Origin of the sequence: Methylocystis sp. MJC1, assembly GCF_026427715.1 — a bacterium.
In the GTDB taxonomy this organism is placed as follows: domain Bacteria; phylum Pseudomonadota; class Alphaproteobacteria; order Rhizobiales; family Beijerinckiaceae; genus Methylocystis.
This window is the reverse complement of the sequence record NZ_CP107558.1, coordinates 52,234-68,556: the sequence shown is the minus strand read 5'-3', so window position 1 is coordinate 68,556 and position 16,323 is coordinate 52,234. Positions and strand designations below refer to the sequence as shown.

At 65.5% G+C, this 16,323-nt stretch carries 12 protein-coding genes and 1 tRNA gene; 4 read left to right on the top strand and 9 right to left on the bottom strand.

Features of this window, described 5'->3' with window-relative positions; genetic code table 11:
* Positions 1-208: 208 nt before the first annotated feature.
* Complete coding sequence (locus OGR47_RS00350; protein ID WP_165049596.1) at positions 209-1,567, bottom strand: cytochrome P450; 1,359 nt, start codon at positions 1,565-1,567, stop codon at positions 209-211.
* Between the two features lie 91 nt (positions 1,568-1,658).
* On the opposite strand from OGR47_RS00350, the gene OGR47_RS00345 reads away from it, so the two are divergent.
* Positions 1,659-2,216: a TetR/AcrR family transcriptional regulator gene (locus tag OGR47_RS00345; RefSeq protein WP_165049594.1), complete on the top strand. Its 558-nt coding sequence runs from the start codon at positions 1,659-1,661 to the stop codon at positions 2,214-2,216.
* A gap of 146 nt (positions 2,217-2,362) precedes the next feature.
* Here OGR47_RS00345 and trpB read toward each other — a convergent pair whose 3' ends face one another.
* From trpB to OGR47_RS00325, 4 genes are all read right to left on the bottom strand, one after another.
* Positions 2,363-3,601, bottom strand: a complete 1,239-nt coding sequence (gene trpB / locus OGR47_RS00340; protein ID WP_165049592.1) for a tryptophan synthase subunit beta — start codon at positions 3,599-3,601, stop codon at positions 2,363-2,365.
* A 212-nt stretch (positions 3,602-3,813) separates the two neighbouring features.
* The gene (locus OGR47_RS00335; protein WP_165049590.1) at positions 3,814-4,455 is read right to left on the bottom strand and encodes a phosphoribosylanthranilate isomerase; all 642 of its coding nucleotides are present in this window, start codon (positions 4,453-4,455) and stop codon (positions 3,814-3,816) included.
* 70 nt (positions 4,456-4,525) lie between these two features.
* The gene (locus OGR47_RS00330; protein ID WP_165049588.1) at positions 4,526-5,938 is read right to left on the bottom strand and encodes a mannose-1-phosphate guanylyltransferase/mannose-6-phosphate isomerase; all 1,413 of its coding nucleotides are present in this window, start codon (positions 5,936-5,938) and stop codon (positions 4,526-4,528) included.
* 199 nt (positions 5,939-6,137) lie between these two features.
* Complete coding sequence (locus OGR47_RS00325; RefSeq protein ID WP_165049586.1) at positions 6,138-9,242, bottom strand: helicase-related protein; 3,105 nt, start codon at positions 9,240-9,242, stop codon at positions 6,138-6,140.
* Positions 9,243-9,896: 654 nt separating this feature from the next.
* Here OGR47_RS00325 and OGR47_RS00320 point away from each other — a divergent pair.
* From OGR47_RS00320 to OGR47_RS00310, 3 genes are all read left to right on the top strand, one after another.
* A complete protein-coding gene (locus OGR47_RS00320; protein WP_246729582.1) occupies positions 9,897-11,936 on the top strand; it encodes a hypothetical protein in 2,040 nt (679 codons plus the stop codon).
* Complete coding sequence (locus OGR47_RS00315) at positions 11,920-12,513, top strand: hypothetical protein (protein WP_206527397.1); 594 nt, start codon at positions 11,920-11,922, stop codon at positions 12,511-12,513. Before OGR47_RS00320 ends, OGR47_RS00315 begins: the two co-directional genes overlap by 17 nt.
* Positions 12,514-12,621: 108 nt before the next feature.
* Complete coding sequence (locus tag OGR47_RS00310) at positions 12,622-14,952, top strand: Tex family protein (protein WP_165049583.1); 2,331 nt, start codon at positions 12,622-12,624, stop codon at positions 14,950-14,952.
* On the opposite strand, the gene OGR47_RS00305 is transcribed toward OGR47_RS00310, so the two are convergent.
* From OGR47_RS00305 to OGR47_RS00290, 4 genes are all read right to left on the bottom strand, one after another.
* Positions 14,949-15,329 (bottom strand): diacylglycerol kinase family protein, encoded by a 381-nt coding sequence (locus OGR47_RS00305; protein WP_246729581.1) that lies wholly within the window; start codon positions 15,327-15,329, stop codon positions 14,949-14,951. The two genes, OGR47_RS00310 and OGR47_RS00305, sit on opposite strands and share 4 nt — an antisense overlap.
* Positions 15,330-15,367: 38 nt before the next feature.
* The gene (locus OGR47_RS00300) at positions 15,368-15,739 is read right to left on the bottom strand and encodes a transcriptional regulator (RefSeq protein ID WP_165049579.1); all 372 of its coding nucleotides are present in this window, start codon (positions 15,737-15,739) and stop codon (positions 15,368-15,370) included.
* A gap of 264 nt (positions 15,740-16,003) precedes the next feature.
* Entirely contained in the window at positions 16,004-16,090 is an 87-nt protein-coding gene (locus OGR47_RS00295) for an SEC-C metal-binding domain-containing protein (RefSeq protein WP_246729590.1), read from the bottom strand.
* Between the two features lie 150 nt (positions 16,091-16,240).
* Positions 16,241-16,314: transfer RNA gene (locus tag OGR47_RS00290), tRNA-Gly, on the bottom strand.
* Positions 16,315-16,323 lie beyond the last annotated feature (9 nt).

Below are 16,323 nucleotides of genomic sequence, written 5' to 3'. Positions count from 1 at the left end.
CCCGCCTCGACCGGCGGCTTTGGTTCGTCTTCAAAACAAACGTTCCCTGCCGCTCCTAGAAGGAGCGCCACCAAAGGGTGCGGGGAGATGTCGAAACGTTTGTCACAGTCGGAACTATAGCAGTTGCGAGGTTCGCTGCAACATCGCTCAGAACAAGCTCGGCGCCGGCGCGGCAACCGCTTCCGACGCGAAATCCATCGCGCCGCCATCAAACCGGCGTCACCCACAGCGGCAGGCCTCCCCTTGGCCGCGTCGTAAAGTCAGGGGCGAGTTCCAACCGATGGCCGTCGACCGTTGTGAAACGAAAATCACTAACCAGCGTCGCGAGAATGGCTGTCATTTCCAGCATCGCGAAGCTCATCCCGATGCAGATGCGCGGGCCCGCGCCGAAGGGCAAATAGGCGCAACGGTGGCGCGCCTTGGCCTTTTCGGGCGTGAAACGGTCGGGATCGAAGGCGCTCGGCTGGTCCCATAATTTCTCGTGACGATGCAGCGCCCAGATCGCGACAAAGATCGGCTCCTTCTCAAGAACCTTATGCGGGCCCAGCGTCGTATCTTCCCGCGGCTGGCGGCCGATGGCGGCGGCGGGCGGGAAGAGGCGCATCGCCTCCTGAACGACCTGTTTGGTGAATTGCAGCCTCTCGACCGTCTCCGGCCCGATATCGTCGGCGCCGGCGATCTCTTGGACCTCCGCGCGCAGCCGTTCCTGCGACGCTTGATCCTTTGCGAGGAGCCACAGACTCCAGCCGAGCGCCACGGCGGAGGTTTCGTGTCCGGCGACCATCAGCCCGTAGAGATTGCCGATGAGCTCGGAATCCGTCATCGCCCTGCCGCTCTCGGGATCGCTCGCGTTGAGCATCAGATCGACGATCGCAAGCGTATGGGCGCGGGTGGCGCGGCGCGCCGCGACGATCCGCGCGGTTTCGTCATAGAGGTAGCGCATGTCGCGGTTGATCTGCGACGATCCCGGGAAGGGCAGCCAGTTCGGCAGGCTGAGCAGCGCCAATATGCGCTGCCAACTGACGCCGGAAAGCGCCCGCGTGAACGCGGCGAGAAATCGCTCGCGGTCGAAGGTCCCCTGCGCGCCGAGAATGGCGCTTTCGATGATGGAGAAAGTGACTTCCGACATCGCACTCATGGCGTCGATCGGCCTGGTCGGCCGCTCCCGCCGCCAGGCTTGGCAAAGCTCCCCCGTGCAGCGCGTGAAAATCGGCGTCAGCGCCAGAAGATTTTCGTGCCGGAACGCCGGCGCCAAAGCGCGCCGCTGCCATTTCCAGTCGGCCCCCTCCGCAAAAAACAACGAGCCCTTGTTGATTGCTCCTGCAAGCGCTTGAACCGTCATTATGTCGCGTTGGAAGAATTCCGCACGCGTGAGCAGCATTTCTTCAATCAGGGCGGGGTCCGTCAGGAAGATCGTTTTCGGCATGATCGGCCAAAGACCCCGCAACGACCAGAATCCCTCCCGATAGGCTGCGGGCGGCCAGGTTTCGAGGAAGTTACGCTGCATCGAGCGAAGGCTCGGACGCTCATTGGGTGTGAAAGGCATAAAATCGGAGTCGTAAAACATCGCGGGTCGCCCCAGATGAAATTGGCAATAGCAATACCATACCTCACAGTATGTTTTTGGCAAGAGCCGCGCGCTGTGCGAGCCTAACTGTATGAGTCGTTTCAAAAAGGAAGACTGGCTGGCGCTCGCCGCAAAGCTGCTGGCGGAAGAAGGGCCGGCGGCGCTGACGATCGATCGCCTCACCGCGTCGGCGCGGCGCACGCGCGGCAGCTTCTACCACCACTTCGAAGACCGCGACGCCTTCCTGCGCGCCCTGATGGAGCGCTGGCGCACGCAAGTCATCGAAATTGCGGGCAAACGTTACGAGGCCGCGCAAACCGACGCGGAAATCCGCGCGCTGATGCGCGAGCAGCCCTTCGAGCTCGATTTCCGCTTCGAGCGTGAAATCCGCCGTCTCGCGGCGAGCGAGCCGATCGTGCGCGAGATATTGAACCAGGTCGATTGCGCGCGAATCGAGGGGCTTGCGTGCCTGCTGACGCATATGCGCCCGGACATCGACGATCCGATGTCCTTCGCCTTCGTGCAATATTGCGCGGTCGTCGGCGCGCAATGGCTGCTGGAGGACCCCAACGATCCGCGCCTGCCGGCGATTCGCCGAACAGGCAACCGGCTTTTCGGTCTCAGCGAGCCGGAAGAGCCTGCGCGGTGACCGGCGCGCCCTCGACCTTGGGAAGGATGAGGGCGCAATGTGCCTCAAACCTTTGCCGCTTGGACAGCTCGCCTTGGGATGTGTCATTCCCGGCGGGCTGAAAGCCCGACCGGGAATCCAGAGCCAAAATAGCCTAATGCTTACAGTCACATCTCGCCGAGAACCTCCGCGACAGTAAAAATGTCCTTGTCGCCGCGGCCGCTCAGATTCATCACCATCAGATGGTCCTGCGGCTTCTGCGGCGCCAGCTCGAGCACTTTGGCGATCGCGTGCGAGGGCTCCAGCGCCGGGATGATGCCCTCCAGTTTCGAGCAGATCTGGAAAGCGGCGAGCGCCTCCTTATCCGTGGCGTTGAGGTATTTCACGCGGCCGGTCTGATGCAGCCAGCTATGCTCCGGGCCGACGCCGGGATAATCGAGGCCCGCCGAAATCGAGTGGCCTTCGAGAATCTGTCCGTCGTCGTCCATGAGCAGATAAGTGCGGTTGCCGTGCAGCACGCCGGGCCGACCGCCGGCGATCGACGCCGCATGGCCGTTCGGCACAGAGACGCCGTGGCCGGCTGCCTCGACCCCGTAAATCTCGACGTCGCGATCGTCGAGGAAGGGGTGGAACAGGCCGATGGCGTTGGAGCCGCCACCGATGCAGGCGACGAGCGAATCGGGCAAGCGCCCTTCCGCCTCCTGCATTTGCGCGCGCGTCTCATTGCCGATGATCGACTGGAAATCGCGCACCATGCCCGGATAGGGATGCGGACCCGCCGCCGTGCCGATGCAATAGAAAGTATTGGAGACGTTGGTCACCCAATCGCGCAACGCCTCGTTCATCGCGTCCTTCAGCGTGCGCGCGCCGGACTGCACCGGGTTCACCGTCGCGCCCAGCATTTTCATGCGGAAGACGTTGGGCTTTTGCCGCTCGACGTCGACGGCGCCCATGTACACGACACATTCGAGCCCGAAGCGCGCGCAGGCGGTGGCGGTGGCGACGCCATGCTGGCCGGCGCCCGTCTCGGCGATGATGCGCTTCTTGCCCATGCGCTTGGCGAGCAAAATCTGCCCGAGCACATTGTTGATCTTATGGGAGCCGGTGTGGTTCAGCTCCTCGCGCTTGAAGTAGATTTTCGCGCCTTTTCCCTCTTCCGCGTTCTGCCGGACATGATCGGTCAGGCGTTCAGCGAAATAGAGGGGCGAGGGACGCCCGACATAATGCGTGTGAAGATGCGCGAGCTCCGCGTGGTAGGCGGGATCGTTCCTGGCTTCGTTGTAGGCGCGCTCCAGATCGAGCACGAGCGGCATCAGCGTCTCGGCGACGAAACGGCCGCCGAAAATGCCGAAACGGCCGTTCTCGTCCGGGCCGGCGCGGAAGGAATTGGGAAGCGGCTTGGTCACGGGCGCGATCCTCGTTAAAGGCGGCGGCGACCCCCTCCCTGTCCCTCCCCCGCAAGCGGGAGAGGGGACGCTCACGATCGTCGTTGGCTGGGCGGCACGCCGCGCCACGAACCGGACTCCCTCTCCCGCGTAGCGGGGGAGGGTTGGGGAGGGGGTAGAACCGCAGGTTTCTTCTTTTCTGGCGAGAACCTTTAGAGCCTTCCGGCTCCAAATCAAAGCGAGCGAACGGCCTCAAGAAAGGCGTTGATCTTACCAGCGTCCTTGACGCCCCTCTCACGCTCGACGCCGGACGACACGTCCACCGCCGGCGCGCCAGTGCGGCGCAGCGCTTCGGCGACGTTCTCGGAATCGAGGCCGCCCGACAGCATCCAATGTTTCGCGCTTATGTTGCGCAGCAAATCCCAGTCGAAGGCGACCCCAGCGCCGCCGGGGACGGCGGCATTCGGCGCCGGCTTGGCGTCGAACAGCAGAATATCGGCGACATCCTCGTAGGATTTCGAGGCCGCCACATCCTCGGCGGTCGCGACGCCGATCGCCTTGATCACGGGAAGGCCGAAGCGGGCCTTCACCGCGGCGACGCGCGCCGGGGTTTCATGCCCATGCAGCTGCAGGAGGTCGGGCGCTAGGTGGTCGACGATCGTCTCCAGCGCGTCATCCGCGGCGTCGACCGTCAGCGCTACTTTGCGAATGCGCCCCGACGCCAACGCGCCCAGCGTGCGCGCCGTTTCGAGATCGATATGGCGCGGGCTTTTCTCGAAGAACACGAAGCCGGCCATATCGGCGCCGGCGGCGATTGTCGCGAGCAGGGTCTCGGGCGAAGACAGGCCGCAGATTTTGACGAGCGTATCGGACACTGCAGCCCCGCGGACCGCGAGCCTTCAGGCTCGCTCGGCTTGAATGCGCTCCCGAAGGCGCGCGGTCCTTTTATCCCCGATTATACACGTCCTGGAAACGGACGATGTCATCCTCGCCGAGATAGGAGCCGGTCTGCACCTCGATCAGCTCCAGATCGATCTTACCGGGGTTGATCAGGCGGTGCTTGCAGCCGATCGGCAGATAGATCGACTCATTCTCGTGCACGAGATGGACTTCGTCGTCGCGGCCGACTTCGGCTGTGCCGCGCACCACGATCCAATGTTCGGCGCGGTGGAAGTGCTTCTGCAGCGACAGGCGCTCGCCCGGCTTCACCACGATGCGCTTCACCTGATAGCGCTGGCCCTCGTCGATCGACTGATAATAGCCCCACGGGCGGAAGATGCGCTTATGCGCCGCCGCCTCGCGGCGGTTCTGTGTCTTCAGCTCGTCGACGAGATTCTTTACCTTATCGCCGTGCTCCTGGTTCAACACCAGCACCGCATCCTGCGTTGTCACCACGATGACGTCGTCGACGCCGACGACCGTGGTCAGCGCCTCCTCGGAGCGCACATGGACGTTTTTGGCGTCCATCACCACGCCGTGGCCGCGCACCGAATTGCCATTCTCGTCGCGCTCTGAGAGCTCCCAGACGGCGCGCCAGGTGCCGACGTCCGACCAGCCGATGTCGGCGGGGATCAGCGCGGCCTTCTCGGTCTTCTCCATCACGGCGTAGTCGATCGACTTCTTGGGCGCGCGGGCGAAGGCTTCCGCGTTCAACACGCAGAAATCCAGATCCCGCGCCGCGCCGTCGATCGCCGCCTCGGCCGCTTCGGAAATTTCGGGCTCGAAATGCGCGATTTCGGCCTGCATGACGTCGGCGCGGAAGATGAAATTGCCGCTGTTCCAGAAATAGCCGGCGTCGATATAGCGCTCCGCCGTCTCGCGATCGGGCTTTTCGACGAAGGCGTCGAGCTTGAGAACCTCGCTTCCCTCGTGCAGCGGCGCGCCCGGCCGCAGATAGCCGTAGCCGGTCGCCGGATGATCGGGCTTGACGCCGAGCGTGACGATATAGCCCTCGGCGGCGGCTTCGGCGGCTTTCTTGCAGAGCGCGACGAGACCCTCGCGGTCGCGCACCACATGGTCGGCGGCGAGCACGACAACAATCGTCTCGGGCGCGCGGCGCGCGGCGAGGCCGGCCGCCACGGCGACCGCCGGGCCCGAGTCGCGGCGCGAGGGTTCGAGCACGACGTCCGCCTCCGCGCCGATCGCGCGCAGTTGGTCGTTGATCAGAAAGCGATAGTCGCTGTTCGAGATGACGATCGGCTTCTCGAAGGCCGGATCGGCCAGCATCGCCATGGTCGTCTGAAAGGTTGAGCGCTCGCCAACGAGCGGAATAAATTGCTTGGGAAGACTCTCTCGTGACTCGGGCCAGACGCGCGTCCCTGAGCCCCCGCACATGATGACAGGCAGGATTTTGATCATTCAGTCCTTCTCCGGCCCGACGATTTTGGCCGCCTGCGAACGCAGCCAAAAAACCGTTTTACAACCATAGCTTAAGCAGACTCGAAGAAAGCGCCAGCCTTCTCCAAAATTTTGCACAACGCTTTTCGTTCGCCGTGAGCGAAAATTCATTCCGCTCACTTCTTGTCAAGAATTTGACTGGAATCCCGCCGCTCGCCTTTTAGGCTTTGCCCTTTTTCTCCAGCTCCGCCTTGAGCGCGGCCAGTTTTGCGAAGGGCGAATCCGGATCGGGCTGGCGCTCGCGTCTCTCGGGGGCCGCGAAACCGCCGCCCGGCCGGCCGCGCCTATCGTCGCGCGGGCCCCGGTCCGGCCGCGGCTTGTCGAAGCGCGGCTTGTCGAAATGCGGCTTGCCGGCCGGGCGGGGCGCGCCTTCCGCGGCGGCAGCGCCTTCCGGCTGGCGCGGACGGTCGCGGCGGGGCGGGCGGCGTTCGCCCTCGGCGCCCTCACGCGGTCCGCGCTGAGGCGCGCCTTGATGGCGGCGCGGGCCAGCATGGGCGTGGCGCTGCGGCGCCCAGACTTCGATCGTCGCGGGCGCTTCCGGCGTCGCCGCTTCTGCGGCGGCGGGCGCCTCTGCGGCGGTTTCGACCGCAGCCGCCTCGACGGGCGCATCAACGGCGGCGGCTTCGGCTGCGACCTCGACGGCCGCTTCCACCGGGGCTTCCGCGACGGGCTCCGCCGGCGTTTCAGGCGTCGCCTCGGCAGCGGTTTCGCTCACTGCCTCGGCGGCGGCTTCTTCCTCGGCCGCCGGCTTCGGCGCGATCGGTTCGGTCGAGGCGGCCGGAATCAGCGGCACGGTGATGGCCGGACCCGGGCGTTGCGCAGAGGCATAGCCGAGCGATTTCAGGATGGATGAGAAAGCCTCGCCCGAGCAGCCGGTGAGCGAGGTCATGGCGACGGTGACGACAAAAGCCTCGCCATCGGCCGCGCCGGCCGGCGGCTCGCCCGCCGTGACGCCGGGCTTATAGGCGATCGCCGGGCGGATGAGGTCGGCCAGGCGCTCCAGAATATCGACGCGCACCACCCGCTCGCCGCACACGCGGAAACCCGCGGCGCGATAGAAGCCCTTATGGATCGTGGGATCGGCCCCAAAGGAGGTGCGGCCCGAGGCTGCGAGATGGGGCACTTCCTCGAGCCCCTTCACGGTATCGAGCCCGCCGTGCTGCAGCGCCCAGAGGAGCGAGGCCAAAGCGCGCGGCGCCGGCTTCAGCAGCAGCGGCAGATAAATGTGATAGGCGCCGAATCGCACGCCGAGCTTGCGCAGGGCGGCGCGGTCCTCCTGGGAGAAGGCCTTCACGTCCTTGGCGACGCGGGCGCGGTCCAGCACGCCGAGATCCTCGGCGATCTGGAAGGCCACGCCGCGCGTGACGCCCTCGAGCCCCTCGCCCTTTTCCAGCGTCTCCAGCGATCCGAGCAGCTTTTTCACATGCTGCGCCAGCCAGAGATTGAGGCGGGTCTGAACCTTTTCCAGCGCCGCGCCGGTAAGCTGCTCGTCGGCGAGGATGCGGGTCGTGGGCGTGAGCACCCCCGCGCCGGCCGCAATTTTCGCCACAGGCTCGCCGAGCCAGCGGATGACGCCGTCATTGCCGAGCACGAAGGCGTCGTCGACGGCGTCGAAGACGCGGGTGGCGCGCGCCTCGAACTCCCCGGCAAGGGCCTTCTGGGCCGCCGCATTCAGGGTCTTGGCGGCTTCGCCGGCCGCCCCCGGATCGGGCGTGAAGCGAAAGCCCTGGAGGCTCCCGACATGCTGGCCTTCCACCAGCACGTCGCCGGCGGCGTTGATTTCGGCTTCGAGCATCGCATTCTCTCTTAAACGGCGCATCAGCACGCTGGTGCGGCGATCGACGAAACGCTGCGTCAAACGGGCGTGCAGCGCGTCGGACAGGCTGTCCTCTACCCGACGCGCGACGCTCTGCCAATGCTCGGCGTCATCGAGCCAGCCAGAATGGTTCGAGATAAAGCTGACCGTGCGGACCTGCGCAAGCCGATTGGACAGCGTGTCGATGTCGCCGTCGACCCGGTCCACGGCGTCGATATGTTTCGCCATCCAATCGGGGGGAATTTTGCCGCGCCTCGCGATGAAAGAAAAGACCGATAAGGCGAGATCGGCGTGGGCGGCCGGCGAGGTCTTGCGATAATCGGGGATTTGGCAGGCTTCCCAGAGCCTTGCGACATCGGCTGGGGTCTTGGCGTTCTTCTGCGCGATTTCGTCGCGGCTCGCCGCGTCCAGGGTCAACTGGTCGACGGCGATGGGGGCGCGCGTGAAGCGCAGATGGTCCGGGGTCTTGTCGAGCGAATGGGCCAGCGCCTGAATCGACGAGAAATCGAGATTGCTGTTACGCCATTGCAGGAGTTGGACGGGATCGAAGCGGTGGTCCTCCAGCGCCTCGATCAGCTCCTCCTCGAACGGCGGGCAGCGGCCGGTCGCCCCGAAGGCGCCGTCGCTCATATGGCGACCCGCGCGCCCGGCGATCTGGCCGAATTCCGCCGGGGTGAGGCGGCGATAGCGCCAGCCGTCGAATTTGCGGTCGGAGGCGAAGGCCACATGATCGACGTCGAGATTGAGGCCCATGCCGATGGCGTCGGTCGCGACGATGTAATCGACGTCGCCGGATTGGAAGAGCTCGACCTGCGCGTTCCGGGTGCGCGGCGAAAGCGCGCCGAGCACCACCGCCGCCCCGCCCCTTTGTCGCTTGATCCATTCCGCGATGGCGTAGACCTCCTCGGCCGAGAAGGCGACGATGGCGGTCTTGGGCGGCAGGCGGGAAATTTTCTTGTCGCCGGCGAAGGTCAGCCGCGACAGGCGCGGGCGCGAGAAAATCGGCGCGCCGGGGAAAAGCTCGCCGATCAGCGGCGCCATGGTGTCGGCGCCGATCAGCAGCGTTTCCTGGCGCCCCCGCCAGCGCAACAGCCGGTCCGTGAAAATGTGCCCTCGATCCAGATCGGCGGCGAGCTGGATCTCGTCGATCGCCATGAAATCGACGTCGATGTCGCGCGGCATCGCCTCGACGGTCGAGATCCAATAGGCCGGCGCGCGCGGTTTGATCTTCTCTTCGCCGGTGATGAGGGCGACGGCCTCGGAGCCCACTTTGGCGACCACGCGGCCATAGACCTCGCGCGCCAGGAGCCGCAGCGGCAGGCCGATGATCCCCGTGGGAAAGGAGAGCATCCGCTCGATGGCGTGATGGGTTTTGCCGGTGTTGGTGGGGCCGAGCACCGCCGCGACCCCATGGGCGGCGGCGCGGCTTCCAGGCGGGAGCGGCGGCATGAGAATTTGTCGCTTTTCTTTTTTTCTGACCCCGGGCGCGGTCATCGCCGGCGCGGCCGTCTCATAACGGAACTTTCGACGGAGTGCGAATTCACCTTCTGAACAGCCAGCGAACGAATCGCGGCCGAATCGCTGACTCGCAGTGAGTCATGCTTCGTTCTGACAAGATATGGTGTCGCCTGTCGGTGTGCGAACCATTCTTGGTAGATATTAGCCGGGTTCTCTTTGAAAGCGCGCGGGGGCGGAGGGACTCGCGGGGCCGCTTTTGTCAATCGCGGATAGAGGGCCTTTTCGATGTCCCCGCAGCGCGGGCGTTTACCAAACGGCACAAGCGCGAACGTAGCATGGACGAATCGCTTTTCCTGCAGGTTGCCCCTTCGTTCAGCCCAAATATTGGGACGCATCCCTGCGCGCGACAAGATCTGGCCGGCTGCGATGGCGCGGCGTTCCTTGGCGCAAGAGGCAAACCGGGCGCGCGTTAAGCAAAATGTTTCATTCCGGGCCGCCCCGTCGGAACGTGCGCGGCGATCCGAGGCGTCTGGGTCGGCCACCCTCTTCTGGCCGCATGGTTAACGCGAGCGCTCCGCGGCGCTCGCCACGCCCTGTACCGATAAACAGGGCCTTAAGCTGTCGCCGTCATAATAGGCGCGGTTTTTGCGGAAAAATGGACGCTTCGGGACGCGCATGGGCATCGCCTTGAGTGAAATTTGCGCCACCCTCGAAGCCTTCGCGCTCCTGTCGCTCATCGTAAGCGGCGCCGGCGCGGCCATTGCCGACCGGCTGCGTTTCCCCGGATTTGCGGAAGGCTCGCGGCTCGAGCGTCTCCGCCTGTCGCTGATCTGCGGCTTCGGCTGCGTCCCCGTGATCCTCGATCTCGCCGCCCGCCTGGGGCCGGGGTCAATGACCGCCGCCGCCCTCGCCCTGGCGGCGCTCGGCTGGGCGGCGCTGTCGCGGCCGGGAGCGACGCCCTCTGCGCTGCATCCCGCTTGGGTCGTCGCCGGGTTGCTCTGGATCGTCTTTGCGACGACGCTCATCGTGGACATGCCGGGCGTCGGCAAGCTGCAGCATTCGCTGCTCGCCGTCGACTATGTGAAGCACGCCGCGGCGACTTGGTCTCTGGCCCAGTCCGGCGCGCCGCCCTGGAACCCAACCTTCTACGATCCGGGCCGGGCGATGGCCTATTACTACCTGTTCTACACCTTGCCCGCCTTGGTCGCCGTCATCGGCGCGCCGCTCGGCGTCGCCGCGCGTCATGCCGTCTACGCCAGCGCGCCGCTGATCGGTTTCGCGCTTTTCGCGCTCGCGCGGGCGGCGCTTGCGCAGAGCGGCGCCGAAACGGCAATCGGAGCCGCAGAGACGCGGCCCCGCGCGCGCAATGCGCTGCTGCTGGCGCTGCTCCTTGCGACGGGCCTCGATTTCCTGCCGCTCATGACGGTCTATGTCGCGGGCGGGGGAAGCGCGGACTTTCTCTTCCTGCATTTCAGCGATTGGGACGAGCAGGTCACCTCCTGGTTCAACAGCGTGATGTGGGTGCCGCATCATGTCGCGGCGCTCTGCGCGGCCGTCGCGGGTTTTATCGCGCTCACCGCGCCCGGCGTCGACTGGCGGCGCGTGGCGCTGGCGGGCTTGGCCTTTGCCACCATGGCCGGCGAATCCGTCTATGTCGCCATGCCCGCCGCGCTCGGCGCCGGCTTCTGGCTGCTCTCCCTTCTTTGGCGGCGCCGGTTCGACGATGTGATCCGGCTCGGCGTGGCCGGCGCTCTGGCGCTGGTCCTGGCGGCGCCATGGCTCGTGACGCTGCTGCCGCGCGTCGGGGGCGGGGGCGAGGCGGCGCCGATCGGCTTTGCCTTGCGCGGCCCGGAATGGATCGACATCCTTGCCGGCTCGCGCGAAGCCGGGGCGATGTACCGCGGCCTGTCTATACCGATCTTCTATCTCATTGATTTCGGCGTCTTCGCGCTCGGCGCCGTGGTCTTCTGGCGCCAGGCGGGCCGGCGGGGGCTAGCGAGTGAATTCGGCCTGCTGCTCATTTGCCTTGCCGTCGCTTCCCTGCTGATCGGCTCTTTCTTCCGCTCCACGGTCCTTCTCAATGATCTTGGCTGGCGGGCGATGCTCTTTGCGCAATTCGCCACGCTCGTCTGGACCGCGGCGGCGGCGCGGCAAGGGCATTTGTTTCGCGGCGGGATCGCCGCCGCCGCCGGCGCCTGTCTCGTCCTTGCCTATCTGGCGTTGGGCGTCGCGGTCGCGCAACTGCGCCTATATTTCCCGCTCGAGCACACGCGTGCGACCCTTGCCGACGAAATGGCGGCCTGGGGCTGGCTGGACGCGCATCTGCCGACGGGCGCCGTCGCGCAGGCGCATCCTGAGAAGAACCGCGCCTATGGCTACGGGCTCTATGGACGTTTTCCTGTCGCCGTTGCCGATCGGCATAATGCGCGGCTCTTCGGCGCCCGCGCGGCCGAGATCGACGAACGCATCGCCTTTCTCGGGCCGATCTTCGCCGATGCGACGCTCTCGCTCGACGAAGCGCGTCGCCGCGCCGCCCGGCACAATATTGCGGCGCTGGTTGTGTCCTCGCGGGACCCTGTCTTTGCCGCGCCCGGCGCCTGGACCGCGATGACGGCGCCCGCCTACGCCAATCCGAATTTCCGCGTCTATCTCCTGAACGGCGCCGATCATGACGCAAATGACTGAGACGCGCTCGATAACCCGCCGCGCCCTCGCCCTCGTCCTTCTCTACGCCGCGGCGACCCTCGTGGGCGGCGTGATCTTCGTCGCGCTGCTGCGCGCGGCGCTGGCTCTTCTCGGCCCCGGCGTCATGTTCTATCGCGGCGTCGGCGCGCTCATTGTCGACTTCCTCCTGCTGATCGCGCTGGTCGCGGCGGCGGCCGCGCGCCTTCCGCGCTGCTTCGGGATCGACGGCGCCGACGCGCTCGGCGCTGCGATCGTCGCGACATCGCTTCTCCTCGCGGCTTTCGTTCTGGGACCGATCACCGCCGATCGATCGATCTCGGTTTTCATGTTGTCGCAGTTCGACGCCGCCGCTCGACCCATGACGGCAACGCAGGCGCGCGACGCCTTTGTGCGCGTCTATGTGGATGATTGGGCGCAGATCGACCGCCGGCTGAAAGAGCAGGCGCTCTCCGGCAATCTCGAGCAGGGACCGGACGGCTGGCGTCTGACCGCGCAGGGACGCGCCTTCATGAAGACCGCGCGCGCCCTATCGTCGATCTTCGGCGGCGACCCGCGCTTCGTCGGGCGCAAGGATTAGGCGGTCAAATTGCCTGTGCGCGAATCGCGCCGCCGGCCACCGCGTCTTTGACTTGCCCCGCCGCCCTTCGCTACAAGCCTCCCTCCCTTTACGGAGAGAGGCGAGCATATGGCGTCCATCGTCGAGCGGCTGAGCGAGGAACTTGCGGCGAAACCTTGGCAGGTGGAGGCTGCGGTCAGCTTGCTCGACGGCGGTTCGACGGTGCCCTTCATCGCCCGCTATCGTAAGGAGGCGACGGGCCAGCTCGACGATACGCAGCTGCGCAAGCTGGAAGAACGGCTGCGGTATCTTCGTGAGCTCGAAGAGCGCCGCAAGGCGATTCTCGAATCGATCGAGTCGCAGGGCAAGCTCGACGACGCGCTGAGACGCGTCATCATGGATGCCGACAATAAGGCGCGCCTCGAAGATATTTATCTGCCCTTTAAGCCCAAACGCCGCACCAAGGCGCAGATCGCCATTGAAGCCGGCCTCGCGCCGCTCGCCGAGGCGCTGCTTTCCGCGCCCGATAAAGACCCGAAAGCTCAAGCCAAAGCGTTTGTGAACGCCGAGAAGAACGTCGCGACTGTCGAGGCGGCGCTGGAGGGCGCGCGCGCCATTCTCGTCGAGCGCTTCGCGGAAGACGCCGACCTCATCGGCGCGCTGCGCGAAACCCACTGGCAGCAGGCGGTCCTCAAATCAAAGCCGCGCGAGGGCAAGGAAGCCGCCGGCGCTAAATATTCCGATTATTTCGAGTTTTCCCAGCCGATCTCCAAGCTTCCCTCGCACCGCATCCTCGCGCTGTTCCGGGGCGAGAAGGAGGAGATGCTCGAACTCGAAATGGCGCCCGAGGCGGAGCCCGGCTTAGGGGGCTATGAAAGCCGCATCGCGCGGCGCTATCAGATAGAGGATCGCGGCCGGCCCGGCGATAGATGGCTCATCGATACGGCGCGCTGGGCCTGGCGCACCAAGATCGAGTTGCATCTGTCGGTCGACGCGCGCTCGCGCCTATGGCGTCTCGCGGAAGACGAAGCAATTCGCGTCTTCGCAGAAAATCTGCGCGATCTTCTGCTCGCCGCGCCGGCCGGCGCGCGCGCGACCCTCGGTCTCGATCCGGGCTTTCGCACCGGCGTGAAGGTCGCCGTCATCGACGCCACCGGCAAGATCGTCGCCACCACCCCCATCTATCCGCACGAGCCGCAGCGGCGTTGGGACGAGTCGATCGCCACGCTCGCGAGCCTCGCGCGCCAGCACAAGATCGAGCTCATCGCCATCGGCAATGGCACGGCCTCGCGCGAGACGGATAAGCTCGCGAGCGAGCTGATTTCCAAGCATCCGGAGTTGAAGCTCACCAAGATCGTCGTGTCGGAGGCGGGCGCCTCGGTTTACTCGGCTTCCGAATACGCTTCCAAGGAACTCCCCGACCTCGACGTGACGCTGCGCGGCGCCGCCTCCATCGCGCGACGTCTGCAGGACCCGCTCGCCGAGCTCGTGAAAATCGAGCCCAAATCGATCGGCGTGGGCCAGTATCAGCACGATCTTTCCGAGATGAAGCTATCGCGCGCGCTCGACGCTGTGGTCGAAGACTGCGTGAACGCCGTCGGCGTCGACGTCAACACGGCTTCCGCCCCGCTGCTGGCGCGCGTGTCCGGCCTCGGCGAGACGCTCGCCGCCAATATCGTCGCGCATCGCGACGCCAACGGGCCTTTCCGCACGCGCGCGGAACTGAAGAAAGTGCCGCGCCTCGGCCCCAAGGCGTTCGAGCAAAGCGCCGGCTTCTTGCGCATCATCGACGGCGACGATCCGCTCGACCGCTCGGGCGTGCACCCGGAAACCTATCCGCTGGTGCGGCGCATCCTCGACGCGGCGAAGGCCGACATCAAATCGCTGATCGGCAATACGAACGAGTTGCGCAAGCTCAAGCCGGCGCAATTTGCCGACGAGACCTTCGGCGTCCCGACCGTCACCGACGTGTTGGCGGAATTGGAAAAGCCCGGCCGCGATCCGCGCCCGGCGTTCAAAACCGCTACCTTCCAGGAGGGCGTCGAGACCCTCAACGATCTAAAGCCCGGCATGGTCTTAGAGGGCGTCGTCACCAATGTCGCCGCCTTCGGCGCCTTCGTCGACATCGGCGTGCATCAGGACGGTCTGGTGCATATTTCGGCCTTGTCGAAGGAGTTCGTCAAAGACCCCCGTAGCGTCGTGAAGCCCGGCGACATCGTGAAAGTGAAGGTCATGGAGGTCGACGCGCCGCGCAAGCGCATCTCGCTTTCCATGCGCCTCGACGACACTCCCGGCCAGCAGGCCAAGGGCGGGCAAGGGGGGCAAGGTCGCGACCAGGGCCGCCCGCGCGGGCCGCAGCAGTCTCCCTCGGCGCCGAGGGGCGGCAAGCCAGCCGGCAATAGCCCCGGTGGGCTCGGCGAAGCGCTGCTTGCCGCGATGAAGCAGAAGGGCGGGCGTTAAAGAGAGGCCATCGCATAGGGCGCGAAGATGCTTGCGCCGATCGCCGCCGCTCCCAGCGCCGCAATCAGAACGGCGCCGGCGGCGACGTCCTTCGCCTTCTCGACCTCGGGGTGATGCTGCGGCGAGACGACGTTGCAGAGATGTTCGAAGGCGGTGTTCACCGCCTCGACCACCCAGACGATTGTCACCGCGGCGAAAAGCCAGCGCCATTCCTCAGGCCGGACCTCGCACGCAAGCCCCGCCGCCACGACGCCGATCGTCGCAGCGGCATGTAGCCAGGCATTGTGCTGCGTGCGCAACATGAAGCCGATCCCCGCGAAAGCATAGGCGAAGCTTTTCAGCCGCGCATGGGGCGAAAAGGGGTCGGATTTTTTCAACGATTGCTTCTCCGCGCATATCGTCGCCAGCAAATGGGCTAAGCAGCCGAGGGCCGAGAGGGCGCGCTCGCCGCGGCGGATGCTTCCTTGGCGTCTTTGACCACCCGTTCGAGCGCCGCGAGATAATCGGAGAAGCGCTTGCGTCCGGAGCTGGTGAGCCGGCATGTCGTCAAGGAGCGGTTGGCTTCCAAACGCTTGTCCATGGCGATGAGACCGTCTTCCTGCAGCACCGCGAGATGGCGGCTCAGATTCCCGTCCGTCAGGCCGCAAAGGCGTTTAAGCTCCGAGAATGGCAATCCCCTGGGACGGGCGAGGAGCGCGACCAGGACGCCGAGGCGCGCCTTCTCATGGATCACGCGGTCGAGGCCCTCATAGGCGTAGCGTCCTTCCTCGGCCTCGCGCCGTGACATTGTCTTCTCCCCACGGCCGCGGGCGGCTGGCCGCAAAATAGTAGCACCCCGGCGCGCCACTGACAGGCTAAGGTTCAGGACGCATCGTCAGGCCGACAGGACCCCGCGACAGCTACTAGCCGCCGAACCGCCGCCCAAGCTTTGCAACACAAAGTTGGCGGCATCCAAAGCGCGCGTCAAGCGCCTGTGGTTTTCGCAAGGTGGGTACGCGCATGCGCGCCCACACGTTTTACTCGCTGAAAGTAATGGTCCCGCTCGACGCCGTCATAACGTCCGGTCTTCAAGCAGCAACGCTTGAAAGCTTTTTGCGGAGCCGCAGGGGCAGGGATCGGCGCGGCCGAACTTTTCCACGAGCTCCTTATCGCCGTGAACGATTCGCGCGCCGCGCTTCACATGGGTTTCGGAGTTGAAGCCCTTACGGCGCTTGGACGTGCGCTCGAAAGCAGACGACGTTATTTAAAATTTTCGGCATAATCGCCTCCCTAAGCATTTTGCAAAAAATGGAGCGGGTGAAGGGAATCGAACCCTCGTATTCAGCTTGGAAGGCTGCTGCTCTACCATTGAGCTACACCCGCGACCCCTTT

Bases quoted from the DNA above. Each gene is read 5' to 3' on its own strand.
- OGR47_RS00345 (WP_165049594.1), top strand. From the start codon at position 1,659: ATGAGTCGTTTCAAAAAGGAAGACTGGCTGGCGCTCGCCGCAAAGCTG.
- OGR47_RS00325 (WP_165049586.1), bottom strand. From the start codon at position 9,242: ATGCCGCCGCTCCCGCCTGGAAGCCGCGCCGCCGCCCATGGGGTCGCG.
- OGR47_RS00300 (WP_165049579.1), bottom strand. From the start codon at position 15,739: ATGTCACGGCGCGAGGCCGAGGAAGGACGCTACGCCTATGAGGGCCTC.
- OGR47_RS00315 (WP_206527397.1), top strand. From the start codon at position 11,920: ATGACGCAAATGACTGAGACGCGCTCGATAACCCGCCGCGCCCTCGCC.
- OGR47_RS00350 (WP_165049596.1), bottom strand. From the start codon at position 1,567: ATGTTTTACGACTCCGATTTTATGCCTTTCACACCCAATGAGCGTCCG.
- OGR47_RS00310 (WP_165049583.1), top strand. From the start codon at position 12,622: ATGGCGTCCATCGTCGAGCGGCTGAGCGAGGAACTTGCGGCGAAACCT.
- OGR47_RS00330 (WP_165049588.1), bottom strand. From the start codon at position 5,938: ATGATCAAAATCCTGCCTGTCATCATGTGCGGGGGCTCAGGGACGCGC.